The sequence below is a fragment of the Kribbella sp. NPDC050820 genome, from assembly GCF_040653975.1.
Classification (GTDB): domain Bacteria; phylum Actinomycetota; class Actinomycetes; order Propionibacteriales; family Kribbellaceae; genus Kribbella.
Map to the genome: position 1 here is coordinate 1 of NZ_JBFAHB010000073.1, position 14,320 is coordinate 14,320.

Sequence of the window (14,320 nt, forward strand, 5' to 3'; positions counted from 1 at the left end):
AGTCTCCCAGCATCTTGGAGCGTCTACCGCATGGGGTGAGCAGGCGACCGAGCAGCAAGGCGCAGCCAGCCCATGGGGTGAACAGCAAGGCGCCCAGCAACAGGGCGCAGCAACCGCATGGGGCGAGCAGACTGCCGACCAGCAGGGGACGACCAGCGCATGGGGTGCGCAAGGAGGCGCCGGGCAGCAGGGCGCGGCTGCTGGATGGGGTGAGCAGGCGGGTCAGCAGCAAGGTGCAGCCAGTTCGTGGGGCGAGCAGACTGCCGAGCAGCAAGGCACCGCCAGCCCATGGGGCGAACAGCAAGGCGCCCAGCAGCAAGGCGCGGCTACCGCATGGGCCGAGCAGCAGGGCGCAGCCGGCCCGTGGGGTGAGCAGCAAGGGGGCCAGCAGCAGGGTGCGGGTGCTGGATGGGGTGAGCAGGCGGGTGAGTCGCAGGGGGCGGCTGATCCGTGGGTTGGGTTGCATGGGGGGCAGCAGCAGGGTGGGGCTTGGGGGGAGCAACTGGGTGAGGTGCGGCAGGAGTCTGGTGGGTGGGGGCAGCGGCAGCAGGGGGCTGCAGGTGGTGCTTGGGGTGAGCAGGGGGCTGCTTGGGGCGAGCAGCGGGTTGACACGCGTGGGGGGAGCAAGGGCGGCAAGGGGAAGAAAGGCCCGGGGAAGGGCACGAAGACGAGCGGTGGGGGTGGAGGGCTAGGGGGACGGACGCCGCTGGTTGTGGCGGGGGCTGTGGCGTTGGTGATGTTGATCGTGGCGGCCGTGTTCTTGATCACCTCGCCCGGTGACGACGAGGCGGGCCCGGGCAACACCACGCCGACGAGTCAGCCGACCGGGAGCCAGCCGACCACCCAGCCGTCCGGCGAGAGCAGCACGAAGCCGGGCCAGTCGAAGAACCCGAAGCTCCACGAGGGCGCCCGGATCTCCTCCGACGCGATCTCGTTCTCGCGCCGCAACCCGCCGTGGTCCGATCGCAAGCGGCTCGTCTCACAGCTGCTCAACTCCAGCGGCCAGTACGTGCTGCTGCAGGAGAACTTCGACGGCAAGAACGACTGGTACGCCGACATCTTCGTCGGCGCGCTCGGCACCGGCTCCGGGTTCAACGGCGACCCGAAGGCGACCGCGGCGGCGCTGTCGATCCAGTTGCGGACCTCGATGTACGGAGACATCCCGGTGACGTTCAAGACCGTCAGCAACGGCGCGGTGAAGCGGTCGGACAAGTCGGGCTGGTACTTCCAGCAGCTTGTGACCGCGAAGTCGCCGAAGTTGACCGCCCGGGTGCTTACCCTGACGGTGGCCGTTTTCGACCTCGGTGACGGCACAGCAGTCGCGTACATCAGCGACATCCCCACCAACCGGCCGGATCTGAGGGCGGCCGAGAGCCAGGCCTACAAGGGAATCAACGTTGGCTGAGAACGAAGACCAGACCCCCCAACCGCCCCAGCGGCCCCCGGCGCGGCACAGTGCACCCCCGCACCAGCCGCCGGGCCCACAGGCGTACCCACCCGACCAACCCCCAGCCGACCCCCTGGCCGGCACCCCCCAAGCCCCACCAGCCCCAACCACCTGGCCCACCCCCGAGGCGCCCAGCGCCGACTCAGGTACGCCGCACCAGTCCACAGCCGACTGGACTGCCGCCGACTCGACACCTGGCGCGCGTACGCCGGGACGCGGTGCCGACGGCCTGGGTGCGGCCGGAGCGGCGACCGGCGACCCGCGTACGGCGGCACAGGGTGCCGGCAGCCTGGGTGCTGCCGGGTCGGCGACTGGTGACTCGCCTGTGGCGGGACAGGACGTCGGTGCCCGGAGAGCTGCCGGGTCAACGCCGGGTGACTCGCGGGTGACCGGGCAGCAGCAAGTGACCGGGCAGCAGGCGGGTGGGTCGTCGGATGCGTTGTTTGGGCAGTCGCCGGCTCCTGCGCCGCCGCCTTCGCCGTCGGCGAGCTCCGACGGGGGTCCTGGGCAGCGGCGGGGACAGGCGAACCCGTATCAGCAGCAGGATCCGCAGCACTCGGCACCGCAGGGTCAGCAGCAGTCCTGGGCGCAGCAGCAGATTGCCCAGCAGCAGGCTTCGCAACAGCAGGGTGCGCAGCAATTCGGCGCGCAGCAGGCTGGCGGGCAGCAAGGGCAGCCGCAAGGTCAACGGCCTCAGCAGCCACAGGGACAGCAGTCGTGGGCGCAGCAGCAGTTGAGCCAACAGCAGCCGGGGCAACAGCCGCGGGCGCAGCAGCCCGGACAGGCTCCGCAGCGTGGGCAGGCACAGCCGGGAGAGGCGCAGCACGCGCAGGCTCCGCACGGACAGCCGCAGCACGGACAGCCGCAGCAGGCGCAGTACGGGCACCCGCCGCAGGCCGGTCAGGCACAGCACGGGCAGCAGCTGGGGCAGGCGCAGCAGGCTGGGCAGGGGCTGTATGGGCAGCAGCCGGGTGGTGGGGCTCAGCAGGGGCAGCACGGTGGGCCACTGCACGCGGCGCCGCCGCACGGGTCACCGCAGGGCGGGCAGCCTGGAGGCAACTACGCGCCGGGCCAGGGACAGCGCCCGTACGGCAGTCAGGGGCAGGCCCCGCACGGCGGACAGCCGCAGGGGCCGCCCGGCGTGCACCAGCCAGGACAGCCGTCATACGCGCCTGGGCAGCCGACTCAGGGGCAGCAGGCTGGGCAGCCGGTTTACGGGCAGCAGGCCGGGCAGATGTCGGCGGCGCAGCAGGCGGGGTACGCGCGGCAGGCCGGGCAGGTGTCGCAGGGACATCAGGCCGGGCAGGCGTCGCAGGGACAGCAGGCCGGGCAGGCGTCGCAGGGACAGCAGGCCGGACAGCCGGCGTACGCACAGCAGGGCGGGCAGGCGGCGTACGGGCAGCAGGCTGGTGCGCGGCAGGGAATGGCGGGCCAGGGCTCATTTGGGCGGCAGGCTGGGGCCGGCGGTCGTGGTGGGCGCGGGCAGCGGGTGCCGGGGGGCGATGGTGGGGGGCCTGGTAAGGCCGGGGTCGAGGGGATGCGGGCTCGGTTGGTGGGGGCGTTGGTGCTGGTGGTGGCTGCGTTGGCTACTACTGGGATCAGTGTCGGGTGGATCTGGACGAAGGCTGATGCGGTGACGCCGGTCGCGTTGCCGCAGGGTGGGCAGACGCCGATGGAGACGGTTGATCCGCCGGCCAAGCCGTCCGAGACGCCGACGCCGACCGGCAAGGTGCTCGGGACCGAGATGCGGGCCGGGAACGGCGACATGATGCCGGTCATGAGCTCGGCGTGGACCGGCGAGTACGACCGGACCGGGCTGTGGGGTGGGACCGCGGTCTGGTTCACCGTGCACGCCAACTACGACGGCAAGAAGAACAGCTGGGGCAACCTGGTCACGTTCGGCCAGCTGGCGCCGACGATCAAGTACGTGAACACCGCGGCCGGCCGCAAGGAGGCGGCGAGCCAGGCGGGTTCGCGGGCGGTCATCAACCTGTACGACAAGAACGCCAAGATCTCCGCGGTGACGCACAAGCCGATCACCGTCGACGGGCACCCGGGCCACGAGATCACCGCCCGGATCGCGGTCAACCAGCCGCCGCTGAAGGAGACGTTCTCGACGATCATGATCGCGGTGATCGACCGCGGCGACAACAAGACCGCGGCCGTCTCGATCGCGGACATCGCCGGCTCCACTCCGGCGTGGCAGAACGTCTGGCGCTACAAGGTCAGCCAGATCAAGATCAGCCAGTAGACGAGAAGGGCCGGCGGGAACCATCCCGCCGGCCCTGATCAATCAAAGACCTACCGCACCGAAGCGCAGGCAGCGATCCAGCGGTCCAGCACGCCCTTCGCGGCACCGGAGTCGATCGCCTCCGCGGCCTTGGACATCCCGGCCCGGATCCGGCTGACCAGCGGCTCGTCCGTCGGCGCGTACGCCGCCAGCGCCGCACCGGCGTTCAGCAGTACGACGTCCCGCACCGCCCCCGGCTCGCCGTCGAGCAACGCCCGTACGACCTTCGCGTTGAATGCAGCGTCGGCACCCTTCAACGCGTCCGCGGACACCGGCTCGATCCCGAGCTCCCGCGGATCCAGCGTGAAAGGCCCTTCCACCGCTCCCCCGCCGACCGTCCATACCTGCGACGTCGTCCGCGTGGTCAGCTCGTCGAGGCCGTCGTCGCCGTGGAACACCAGCGCGTCGATCCCGCGCCGCGCCAGCACCCCGGCCATCAGCCCGGCGATCCGGCCGTCGCCGACGCCGACCGCCTGCGCGGACGGATTGCCCGGGTTGGCCAGCGGGCCGAGGAAGTTGAACGTGGTCGGTACCCCCAGCTCACGCCGCGGTACGGCGGCATGCCGCAACGCAGGGTGGAACGCCGGCGCGAAGCAGAACGTGATCCCGGCCCGCTCCCCCACCTCGGCCACCTGTGCCGCGGTCAGGTCGAGCGGTACGCCGAGCTCCTCGAGAACGTCGGCCGCACCACACGCCGACGAGGCCGCGCGGTTGCCGTGCTTGAGCACCTTGGCCCCGGCGCCGGCCGCGACGATCGCGGACATCGTGCTGATGTTCACAGTGTGGGCCTGGTCACCGCCGGTGCCGACGACATCGAGGGTGCGGCCCGGGACCGTGATCTTGGTGGCGAAGTCGCGCATGGTCGCGACCAGGCCCTCAACCTCGCTGACCGTCTCGCCCTTGGACCGCAGCGCGATCACGAACCCGGCGAGCTGGGCCGGCGAGGCCGCGCCGGACAGAATCTGCTCCATCGCCCAAGCTGTGGCGGAGGCGTCCAGGTCCTCGCGCCGCAGCAGCGGGTTGAGCACCTGGGGCCAGCTGTACGCGGCCATGGAGGATCAGGCGGTCGTGGCGGGCAGCGTGGCCAGCCGCTGCCGGAGCAGGTCCGCGGTGACCTCGGCCATCCGGACCGGGTCGATCGGGTGCGAGACCGCGGCCTCCGCCCGGGACCAGGTGGCCAGCCAGGCGTCCTGCGGGCGGCCGGTGATGACCAGCACCGGCGGGCACTGGAAGATCTCGTCCTTCAACTGCCGGGCGATGCCCATCCCGCCGGCCGGCACTGCCTCGCCGTCCAGGATGGCCAGGTCGATCCCGCCTTTGTCCATGGTCTTGATCACGGCCGGCTCGGTCGCGCACTCGACGTACTCGACGACGGGCAGGTCGGCGGCCGGCCGCTTGCCGAGCGCCAGCCGGACGGATTCCCGGGTCGTACGGTCGTCGCTGTAGACGAGCACCTTCAGCGGACGCTCTGAACTCATCGATCCATCCCAAGCTGTGTGTCAGTGACCAGTGGACAAGCGAACAACACCGCGAATGCTACCGGGGCGCCTGTCCACTCCGGCGAGCCTGTTCCTCCAACCGGTCCAGCCGGCGGTCCTCGCGGCGTGCCTCACGCTGCGACTCCTTCACCCACTGGACGAAAAGCACCCCGAAGAAGATCAGCCCGACGATGTCGCCGGAGCCCCACAGCAGACCGCCGGCGATGTACTGGTCGCGCAGCGGCGACGGCGACCAGGCCCGGTCGAAGCTGGTGTACCAGTCCTCGGCGATCAGGGTGCTCGCGGACATGATCGTGATGCCGAGGAAGGCGTGGAACGGCAGCGTGAGAAACGTCATGATCAGCCGGAACGGATAGATCACCCGGCCAGGCACCGGGTCGAGCCCGAGCAGCGGCCAGAAGAACAGTGCGCCGACCAGGATGAAGTGCACGTGGAGCAGGTCGTGCAGCGCGGTCGATCGCAGCGTGGCGTCGTACCAGCCGCTGAAGTAGAGCGCCCACGGGCTCAGGACGAACAGCGTGAAGCCGATCAGCGGGAAGCACATCACCTTCGCGAACCGCGAGTGCAACACGGAGAGCAACCATTTCCGCGGCTGGGGCGGCAGCGTCCGCAGGGCCAGCGTCACCGGCGCGCCGAGCGCCATCATCAGCGGCGTCAGCATCGACAGGACCATGTGCTGAGCCATGTGGACGCTCAGCAGCACCGTGTCGTACGTGCCGAGCGCTGACTGGGTGGCGATCACGGCGCTTCCCAGGCCCAGTCCGACGAACGCGAACGTCCGTCCGCGGGACCATTTGTCACCCCGCGCGCGGAGCCGGTGGACGCCGTACAGGTAGAGCGCAGCCAGTACGACGATCACGCCGAGTAACACCGGTTCGAACGTCCAGGCCGTCAGCAGCCGGACCGGCGTGAGCGGTGCGATCTGGTCGCCCGGCGTGGCGTGGAGGGGAAGCACGCTTCAACAGTAGAAAGCGTGAGTCTGCGACATGCATGGGGGTGGTCGTGGCAACTGATTCGCCGACCGACATAATGACCGCGTGGCCACTGCAACCGCGCTCCCAGCGTCTCGTGAACACGGACACCACGACCGTCCCAGCATGGTCAGTGTCGGCACGATCGTCTGGCTCTCGAGCGAACTGATGTTCTTCGCCGCCTTGTTCGCGGCGTACTTCACGATCCGGTCGGTGACGACCGCTGCCGCCGCTCCGGGTACGGAGACGCTGTGGCAGGCGTCCACCGAGATGCTGAACGTGCCGTTCGCCTCGGTGAACACGTTCATCCTGGTCGCGTCGTCGTTCACCTGCCAGGCCGGTGTGTTCGCCGCCGAGCACGGCAAGGTGGGCCGGACCGGCTCGCTGCTGAACGTCCGCCAGTGGGGTATGCGTGAGTGGTTCATCCTCACGTACATCATGGGCGCGGTCTTCATCGCCGGCCAGGTGACCGAGTACGCGGCCCTGCTGCACGAGGGCCTGTCGATCTCGTCGTCGCCGTACGGGTCGGTCTTCTACCTGACCACCGGGTTCCACGGTCTGCACGTGACCGGCGGTCTCATCGCTTTCGTGTACGTCCTGGCCAGGACGTACATGGCTCGTAAGTTCACCCACGAACAGGCCGTCTCGGCGATCGTCGTGTCGTACTACTGGCACTTCGTCGACGTGGTCTGGATCGCCCTGTTCGCGACCATCTACCTGCTCAAATGAGTGAGAAGAGACTTTCCTTGTCACCGGCGCGCTTTCTCTCCGCGCGACGACGGCACCGGTCAGCCGGCCTCGTCGTGCTCCTGTTCGGCCTGTTGGCAGTGGGTTCGGCGTACGCCGCCTTCGCCCCTGACAACGCGGTCGCGGACAACTCGGCCCAGTCCCAGCAGATCGAAGAGGGCAAGAAGCTCTTCGCGGTCGGCTGCGCCAGCTGCCACGGCCTGAACGCCGAGGGCGGCGGCAACGGTGAGGGCGAGATGGCCGGACCGTCGCTGATCGGTGTCGGCGCGGCCGCCGTCGACTTCCAGGTCGGCACCGGACGGATGCCGGCCATGCAGCCCGGCGCCCAGGTGCCCCGCAAGACCCCGGCCTACACCCAGGAGGAGATCGAGGCGCTGGCCGCCTACGTCGCCTCGCTGGCCCCCGGCCCGGCGGTTCCGGCGCAGGAGTCGTACGACGTCAGCAAGGCCACCGACGAGCAGGTCACGCGCGGTGGCGAACTGTTCCGCACCAACTGCACGGCGTGCCACAACTTCGCCGGCAAGGGCGGCGCGCTGCCGAACGGCCGCTACGCGCCGTCGCTGATGGGCGTCAGTGAGAAGCACATCTACGAGGCGATGCTGACCGGACCGCAGCAGATGCCGGTCTTCTCCGACCAGGTGCTGCAGCCGGAGGACAAGCGCGACATCATCGCCTACCTGAAGGCGCTGGAGACCCAGAAGGACCCGGGTGGCTTCGGTCTCGGCCGCCTCGGCCCGGTCTCCGAGGGCCTGTGGGGCTGGCTGGTCGGTATCGGCGTCCTGGTCTGCATCGCAGTCTGGATCGGCGCCAAGGGTGTCAAGGCCAAGGGAGCGAAGGCAAGTGAGTGAGCGAAGCGAACTCACCATCAAGCAGAGCAGTGACTCTCGACGCTCATTCGCGTCCGGAGCGAAGCGAGGACGCGAATGAGTGACGAGAAGCTGCCCGCAGTAAAGGGAGAAGAGGAACCGGGTCCGGTCGCGGTGTCGGAGCCGATCCCGGACCCGGGGCTGGAGCCGCACGAGTACCGGATCACCGACATCGACCCGAAGGCGGCCGACCGGGTCGAGCGCCAGGTGTCGACGATGTTCGGCCTGGCCACGCTGCTCGTGCTCGGCGCCTGTGTGGCGTACTTCGCCATCCCGCGGGACGCCGAACTGGTCTTCGGCCCGCTGTCCGGCAACGCCAACAACATGACGCTCGGCCTGTGCATCGGCCTGGCGCTGTTCCTGATCGGCGCCGGCGCGATCCAGTGGGCCAAGAAGCTGATGGTCGACGAGGAGATCGTCGAGGAGCGGCACCCCGCGCACTCCACGCTGGAGCAGAAGGCCGACATCACCGACGCCTTCCAGCAGGGAGTGGCTGAGTCCGGCTTCACCCGGCGCAAGATGATCCGCCGTTCGATGATCGGCGCGCTCGCCGTGCTCGGCCTGCCGGCCATCGTGTTCCTGCGCGACCTGGGCCCGCTGCCGGGCCGGGCGCTGTTCCACACGATCTGGGCCAAGGGCATCCGCGTCGTCAACGACGTCACGCTGCGCCCGATCAAGCCGTCCGACATGATCGTCGGCCAGCTGGTGAACGCCGCGCCCGCCAACCTGGCCCCGATCCAGGAGGAGAGCCCGGTCGAGTACCAGAACGCCAAGGCGAAGGCCGCGGTGATCGTGGTCCGGATCAAGCCGAGCGAGATCCGGACGCCTCCCGGCCGGGAGAACTGGGGTGTCGACGGGATCCTCTGCTACTCCAAGATCTGCACCCACGTCGGCTGCCCGATCTCGCTGTACGAGCAGACCACCCACCACGTGCTGTGCCCGTGCCACCAGTCGACCTTCGACCTGGCCGACGCCGCGAAGGTCGTGTTCGGGCCTGCGGCCCGGCCGCTGCCTCAGCTACCGTTGGCAGTGGACTCCGAGGGCTACCTGGTCGCGCAGAGCGACTTCACCGAGCCAGTCGGTCCGAGCTTCTTCGAACGAGGGTGACCGCGATGTCTGACAAGGATTTCCCGCCACCGGTCAAATGGGTCGACGACCGGCTCGGCATTGCGAAGATCGGCCGGAAGAACCTGCGCAAGGTGTTCCCGGACCACTGGTCGTTCATGCTCGGCGAGATCGCGCTGTACAGCTTCATCATCCTGATCCTCACCGGCATCTTCCTCACGTTCTGGTTCAAGCCGTCGATGGCCGAGATCGAGTACCAGGGCTCGTACAGCCTGCTCAAGGGCCTGCACATGTCCGAGGCGTACGCCTCCACGCTGGACATCTCGTTCGACGTCCGCGGCGGCCTACTGATGCGGCAGATCCACCACTGGGCGGCGGTGCTGTTCATCGCCGCGATGATGGTGCACCTGCTCCGCATCTTCTTCACCGGCGCGTTCCGCAAGCCGCGTGAGCTGAACTGGGTGATCGGCTTCACGATGCTGTTCCTCGGCATCATCGAGGGCTTCATCGGCTACGGCCTCCCCGACGACCTGCTCTCCGGAACCGGTCTACGCATCACCCAGGGCATGATCCAGGCCTCGCCGGTGATCGGCACGTACATGAACTTCTTCATCTTCGGCGGTGAGTTCCCCGGCGACGACATGGTGCCGCGGTTCTTCATCGTGCACGTGCTGCTGATCCCGGGGTTGATCCTGGCCCTGGTCACGGTCCACCTGTTCCTGGTCGTGTACCACAAGCACACGCAGTACCAGGGCCCTGGCCGGACCAACAACAACGTGGTCGGTTACCCGCTGTGGCCGGTCTACACCGCCAAGGCCGGCGGCTTCTTCTTCGTCGTGTTCGGCATCACCGCTCTGATGGGCGCCCTGATGCAGATCAACCCGGTCTGGCTGTACGGCCCGTACAACCCGGCGGAGGTGACGGCGGGATCCCAGCCGGACTGGTACATGGGCTGGCTGGAAGGCTCGGTCCGAATATTCCCCGGCTTCGAGTCGAGCTTCTGGGGTATCACGCTGAGCTGGAACCTGATCATCCCGGCGCTGATCATCCCGCCCGCCTTCGTCACGCTGGTCGCGCTCTACCCGTTCATCGAGGGCTGGATCACCGGTGACAAGCGCGAGCACCACCTGCTGGACCGGCCGCGCAACGTCCCGACCCGGACCGGTATCGGTGTCGCGTTCATGACGTTCTACGGCCTGCTCTGGGTCGGTGGCGGTAACGACCTGATCGCCACCCACTTCGGGATCTCGCTGAACAACGTGACCTGGTTCCTGCGGTTCGCGGTCATCCTCGGCCCGATCCTGGCGTTCTGGATCACCCGGCGGATCGCGATCTCGCTGCAGCGCGCCGACAACGAGCGGATCCTGCACGGCCTGGAGACCGGCGTCATCGTCCGCTCCCCCGAGGGCAAGTACTCCGAGAAGCACCAGCCGATCGGGACCTACGAGGCCTACGAGCTCACCGCTCGGGACCGGGTCGTTCCGCTCGAAATCGGTCCGGAGACCGACGACAACGGCGTCCGCGCCCCGCGCCGGGCCCTGAACAAGCTCCGCGCCCGGCTGTCGCGCTTCTACTACGCGGACGCGGTGCAGAAGCCGACGACGCACGAGCTCGAGGCGGCACACGAGCACGCGCACGACACGGACGAGATCCAAGACCTGTCCGAGACGGACACCTATCGCGAGGTCACCAGCGACAGGTCCTGATCAGCAGCACCGTCAAGAAGCCCCGGCCCCCGCCGGGGCTTCTTGCGTTACCGAGGTCCGACGCACACCACGGACTTGGAGTCCTTCAGCTTGAAGACCTCCGAGCCGGAGGGATCCATCGTCACAACCCGCTTGCAGGCCGCCCTTCGGGTCTCATCGTCGAGCTGGTACCTGCTGGCGCGCCCGCCGGGGTGTCCGAACCGCGCAATCGCTCCGGCGCCATGTACTCCGCCGAGACGATGAACGTCCCGGTCGCGGTCACCGCAGTCTCGGCCGGGTCGATCGGCCGACCAGGTTGCCCGGTGCAGCTGCGTCCGCCGCCTTCACCTCGCACGTCGAAGCAGCGGCTGAGGTTATCCCGGTCGAGGTGCTATCAGCGGTGGTTCAGTCGATTGCTTCGGCGACGGTGGTCAGGTAGTCGCTGAGGACCGTTTGCTGGTCGTGGGTGAGGGCCTCGGTGGTGGTGATCAGGCGCTCGAGCAGGGGCCCGAAGAACTGCCAGCCGAGGGCGACCGCGCTGTCGGAGACCTGGAGCCGGGAGCTGCGGCCGTCTGAGCGGCTTCTGAGGCGTTCGATGTGCCCGGCGGCCTCCAACCGGTGGATGACCGCCGTCGTCGCCTGAGAGGTCATTCCGAGCTGTCCAGCGAGCCATCCCGGTGTTGCCTCCAGGCCGGCCCGCTCGGCGTCGAGGAGGCGGATCAGCGCGCGTACGTCGGTCGCGTGCAGTCCCGCCGTACGCGCGAACTCCCCGATCGCCAGCTCCAACCGCAGCGCCACCTCTCGCAGCCGGTGGATCAGCTCCAGTGCGGCCGCCCGCTCGGGGTCCGCCGGCATCACTCCTTCACGCATGCCCTACAATTTATCTCACTCAGTGAGCTATTCTCGCGTCATGAGCTTTCAGGACGCGTACGACGCCATGCTCGAGCGGTGGGATGTCCCGGTGGAGCAGCTCGACATCCGCGGCACTCACGTGAACGCGTGCGGCCCGGTCGACGCCCCGCCCGTGGTCCTCCTCGCCGGTCACGGCGCGACCTCACCGGTGTGGTTCGCCGTCGCACCCCGCCTCGCCGAAGGGCATCGCGTCTACGCCGTCGACCTCCCCGGCGACGCCGGCCGCTCGACCGCCACTCCACCGCGCTCTGTGGACGACCTGATGACCTGGCTGGCCGCCGTACTCGAGGACCTCGAGCGCCCGATGCTCGTCGGTCATTCGTACGGCGCCTGGATCGCCCTCACGTACACCCTCCAGAACCCGGACCGCGTCAGCCGCCTGGCCCTGCTCGACCCCACCGACTGCTTCACCGGCCTCCGCCTCCCGTACGTCGCCCGAGCCCTCCCCCTGCTCGTGAAGCCCTCCCCAGCCCGCTACAAGTCCTTCCTGCGTTGGGAGACCCAAGGACTGCCCCTGGACCCCATGTGGGTCGAGCTCTCCGCCCTGGCAACGCTGGAGCCCACCACTCGCCCAGTACGCCCCCGCCGCCCGTCGAACCTCCAGGATCTGACGACCGACCTCGTCGTGGCGGTTGCCGGCCGCAGCAAGACCCACGACCCAGGCCAGCTCGCGCAACGAGCGACCACCGCCGGCGCGACCGTCGTACAGATCGACGACGCCACCCACCACTCGCTGCCGGCACTGCACGCAGACGAGGTGCTCAAGGCGCTGTCAGCCTGACGGCAGGTGCGGGCCCCTAGGATCTGGTCGCATGCGGAGGGTGGCTGCGCGGTGGCTGGGGCCGGTGGGTGCGGTGGCCGGGCTTGGGTCTGTGCTGGTCACTCTGGTCGTGCGGCCGGTGGTGGGTGGGCCGGATGTGGCGGCGTTGGTTGAGCCGATAGTGCTGCTCGGGCTGGCGTTTGGCATCGCTCGGTGGGCGGAGCGGCTAGTCGTGGGAGCCCTGGTCGTCGTGGTGGCGCTGGCGATGATGGTGCTGCGGTACTCCGAGGCTCCGGCGCTTGATGCTGGGGGCAAGGCTCTGGCGGTCGGGCTCTGGGGTGCTGCGGGTGCTGCGGCGGGGTTGCTCGGCTGGGGCCTGCGCGGCCTGGAGCGTGCGCGGGCGGCTGCTCGACAGGCGGAGGCCTACCGGCGGCGGCTGGCGGTGGCGGCCGAGTTGCACGACTTCGTGGCGCATGACCTGAGTGAGGTCGTGGCGCGAGTGCAGGCGGCCCGGTACCTGGGTGGTGGGGCTGAGGAGCTCGAGCGGGTCGAGCAGGCTGGGGTCCGGTCGCTGGAGTCGCTGGAGGCGACAGTGCGGGCCTTGCGGATCGACGGTGTGCCGGAGGGAGCCGGGCGGGATCTGGAGGCGTTGCCGGGGCTGGTCGAGCGCTTCAACGGGACGCCTGGGCCGCGCGCCGTACTGGTGGCTCCTGAGGTCGTCGAGCCGTCTGCGGAGGGGTCGGCGTTGGTGTACCGGATGGTGACCGAGTGCCTGACCAACCTGCGCAAGCACGCGGCGGACGCGCAGGAGGTCAGGATCACGATCCGGTCCGAAGGCGAGGGTGTGGTGGTGACGGTCGCCGACGACGGGTCGGCGGCAACAGCGACAGGCTCCGAGGGCGGGTTGCGGATGCTGACCGAGTGGGCCGAAGCGCTTGGCGGCACCCTGACTGCAGGCCCGAGCGCCGGCGGATGGCGGGTCGAGCTGGTGGTGCCGCGATGACCATTCGGGTGTTGCTGGCCGACGATCAGGCCGCGATCCGGCAGGCGTTCCGGGCGGTGGTCGACGCCCAGCCGGACATGACCGTGGTGGTCGTGGTGACAACCTTCGACCTGGACGAGTACCTGCACACGGCTCTGCAGTACGGCGCCGCCGGCTTCATCCTCAAGCGGTCCGGTCCCGCGCTCCTGGTCGAGGCGATCCGCGCGGCCGTCGCCGGTGACACGCTGGTCAGCCCCCAACTGACCACGCGACTCTTGAGCCGACTTCGCGACGTACCTGCCGACCACGATGGTCCTCGCTGACCGAACGGGAGAAGGAGGTCGCCGAACTGGTCGCCGACGGCGGCACGAACGCCGACATCGCCGAGCAACTCGTGCTCTCCCCCGGCACCGTGAAGAACCACCTGGCCAGCATCCAGCGCAAGCTCGACGTCCGGAACCGGGTCGGAATCGCTGCCGCGGTCTGGTCGCAACGTCGCCCACCGTCCTGAAGATGTGCCGATCGGCACCTGGGCCGGGTCCGCCGGTCACGAGACGGTCGATCCATGCACACCGACACCAAATCCCGCTGGACTCAGCTGGCGCCCGGCGTACCGTCCTGGGCCCCGGCCGCCGCCCACGTCATCGCCCTCTGCACGATCCCGTCGGCCGTCTGGCGGATCGGCATCATCGTCCGCTTCCCCGCCGGGTACGACGAGGGCTGGATCGAGCGCTCCGAGCTGAACACCCTGCACGGAGCGCTCTACCTGCTGTTCCTCTGCGTCCTCAGCGAGGCCCTCGCTCTCCTCGCCTTCGGCCTCATCCAACGCTGGGGCGACACCTACCCCGACTGGCTCCCGACCCGCTTCGCCGGCCGCCCACTCCCCCGCCTCATAGCCGTCATCCCAGCCGCAGCGAGCTCCTTGGCCCTCACCGCCATCTGGACCATCGGCGTCCCAGCCGCAGCCCTTACGAACGCACCTTCGACACCACCATGACCCCAGGTCCAGCCACCACAGTCCAACTACTCGCCTACGCCCCGATGATGGCCTGGGGCCCCCTCCTGGCGGCCCTCACCTACCAGTACTGGCGCCGGG

At 69.2% G+C, this 14,320-nt stretch carries 15 protein-coding genes and 1 pseudogene; 10 read left to right on the forward strand and 6 right to left on the reverse strand.

Annotation, left to right across the window (positions count from 1 at the left end):
* The coding region (locus tag AB0H36_RS38915; protein WP_360535431.1) for a hypothetical protein at positions 1 to 466 on the reverse strand (466 nt) is incomplete at its 3' end.
* A gap of 270 nt (positions 467 to 736) precedes the next feature.
* Between AB0H36_RS38915 and AB0H36_RS38920 the strand changes: the two genes are divergently transcribed.
* On the forward strand, positions 737 to 1,405 hold the full coding sequence (locus AB0H36_RS38920; protein ID WP_360535433.1) for a hypothetical protein: 669 nt from the start codon (positions 737 to 739) through the stop codon (positions 1,403 to 1,405).
* 406 nt (positions 1,406 to 1,811) lie between these two features.
* On the opposite strand, the gene AB0H36_RS38925 is transcribed toward AB0H36_RS38920, so the two are convergent.
* The gene (locus AB0H36_RS38925; RefSeq protein WP_360535435.1) at positions 1,812 to 2,444 is read right to left on the reverse strand and encodes a hypothetical protein; all 633 of its coding nucleotides are present in this window, start codon (positions 2,442 to 2,444) and stop codon (positions 1,812 to 1,814) included.
* 237 nt (positions 2,445 to 2,681) lie between these two features.
* Between AB0H36_RS38925 and AB0H36_RS38930 the strand changes: the two genes are divergently transcribed.
* Entirely contained in the window at positions 2,682 to 3,698 is a 1,017-nt protein-coding gene (locus tag AB0H36_RS38930; protein ID WP_360535438.1) for a hypothetical protein, read from the forward strand.
* Positions 3,699 to 3,748: 50 nt separating this feature from the next.
* On the opposite strand, the gene trpD is transcribed toward AB0H36_RS38930, so the two are convergent.
* Genes trpD through AB0H36_RS38945 form a run of 3 tightly spaced genes read right to left on the reverse strand, consistent with a single transcriptional unit; the run spans position 3,749 to position 6,191 of the window.
* A complete protein-coding gene (gene trpD, locus AB0H36_RS38935; RefSeq protein ID WP_360535440.1) occupies positions 3,749 to 4,789 on the reverse strand; it encodes an anthranilate phosphoribosyltransferase in 1,041 nt (346 codons plus the stop codon).
* Between the two features lie 6 nt (positions 4,790 to 4,795).
* On the reverse strand, positions 4,796 to 5,215 hold the full coding sequence (locus AB0H36_RS38940) for a hypothetical protein (RefSeq protein ID WP_360535442.1): 420 nt from the start codon (positions 5,213 to 5,215) through the stop codon (positions 4,796 to 4,798).
* Between the two features lie 58 nt (positions 5,216 to 5,273).
* A complete protein-coding gene (locus AB0H36_RS38945; RefSeq protein WP_360535444.1) occupies positions 5,274 to 6,191 on the reverse strand; it encodes a cytochrome c oxidase assembly protein in 918 nt (305 codons plus the stop codon).
* A gap of 82 nt (positions 6,192 to 6,273) precedes the next feature.
* On the opposite strand from AB0H36_RS38945, the gene AB0H36_RS38950 reads away from it, so the two are divergent.
* The 4 genes from AB0H36_RS38950 (at position 6,274) to AB0H36_RS38965 (ending at position 10,591) form a co-directional block, all read left to right on the forward strand.
* On the forward strand, positions 6,274 to 6,936 hold the full coding sequence (locus tag AB0H36_RS38950; RefSeq protein ID WP_360535446.1) for a heme-copper oxidase subunit III: 663 nt from the start codon (positions 6,274 to 6,276) through the stop codon (positions 6,934 to 6,936).
* Positions 6,933 to 7,802, forward strand: a complete 870-nt coding sequence (locus tag AB0H36_RS38955; RefSeq protein WP_360535448.1) for a cytochrome c — start codon at positions 6,933 to 6,935, stop codon at positions 7,800 to 7,802. Before AB0H36_RS38950 ends, AB0H36_RS38955 begins: the two co-directional genes overlap by 4 nt.
* 75 nt (positions 7,803 to 7,877) lie before the next feature.
* Positions 7,878 to 8,927, forward strand: coding sequence for a Rieske 2Fe-2S domain-containing protein (locus AB0H36_RS38960; RefSeq protein ID WP_360535450.1), 1,050 nt, complete (start codon positions 7,878 to 7,880; stop codon positions 8,925 to 8,927).
* A 5-nt stretch (positions 8,928 to 8,932) separates the two neighbouring features.
* Positions 8,933 to 10,591 (forward strand): cytochrome bc complex cytochrome b subunit, encoded by a 1,659-nt coding sequence (locus AB0H36_RS38965; protein ID WP_360535452.1) that lies wholly within the window; start codon positions 8,933 to 8,935, stop codon positions 10,589 to 10,591.
* A 384-nt stretch (positions 10,592 to 10,975) separates the two neighbouring features.
* On the opposite strand, the gene AB0H36_RS38970 is transcribed toward AB0H36_RS38965, so the two are convergent.
* Positions 10,976 to 11,440, reverse strand: coding sequence for a helix-turn-helix domain-containing protein (locus tag AB0H36_RS38970; protein ID WP_360535454.1), 465 nt, complete (start codon positions 11,438 to 11,440; stop codon positions 10,976 to 10,978).
* Between the two features lie 40 nt (positions 11,441 to 11,480).
* Between AB0H36_RS38970 and AB0H36_RS38975 the strand changes: the two genes are divergently transcribed.
* The 4 genes and pseudogenes from AB0H36_RS38975 to AB0H36_RS38990 all read left to right on the forward strand — a co-directional run bounded on the left by AB0H36_RS38975 (position 11,481) and on the right by AB0H36_RS38990 (position 14,221).
* Entirely contained in the window at positions 11,481 to 12,263 is a 783-nt protein-coding gene (locus tag AB0H36_RS38975) for an alpha/beta fold hydrolase (RefSeq protein WP_360535456.1), read from the forward strand.
* Between the two features lie 31 nt (positions 12,264 to 12,294).
* A complete protein-coding gene (locus AB0H36_RS38980; RefSeq protein WP_360535458.1) occupies positions 12,295 to 13,245 on the forward strand; it encodes an ATP-binding protein in 951 nt (316 codons plus the stop codon).
* Positions 13,242 to 13,735, forward strand: a pseudogene (locus tag AB0H36_RS38985) (response regulator transcription factor). The gene AB0H36_RS38980 and the pseudogene AB0H36_RS38985 overlap by 4 nt, the downstream one beginning before the upstream one ends.
* Positions 13,736 to 13,789: 54 nt before the next feature.
* Positions 13,790 to 14,221 carry a hypothetical protein gene (locus AB0H36_RS38990; protein ID WP_360535463.1) on the forward strand — a complete coding sequence of 144 codons (432 nt, stop codon included), beginning with the start codon at positions 13,790 to 13,792 and terminating at the stop codon, positions 14,219 to 14,221.
* Positions 14,222 to 14,320 lie beyond the last annotated feature (99 nt).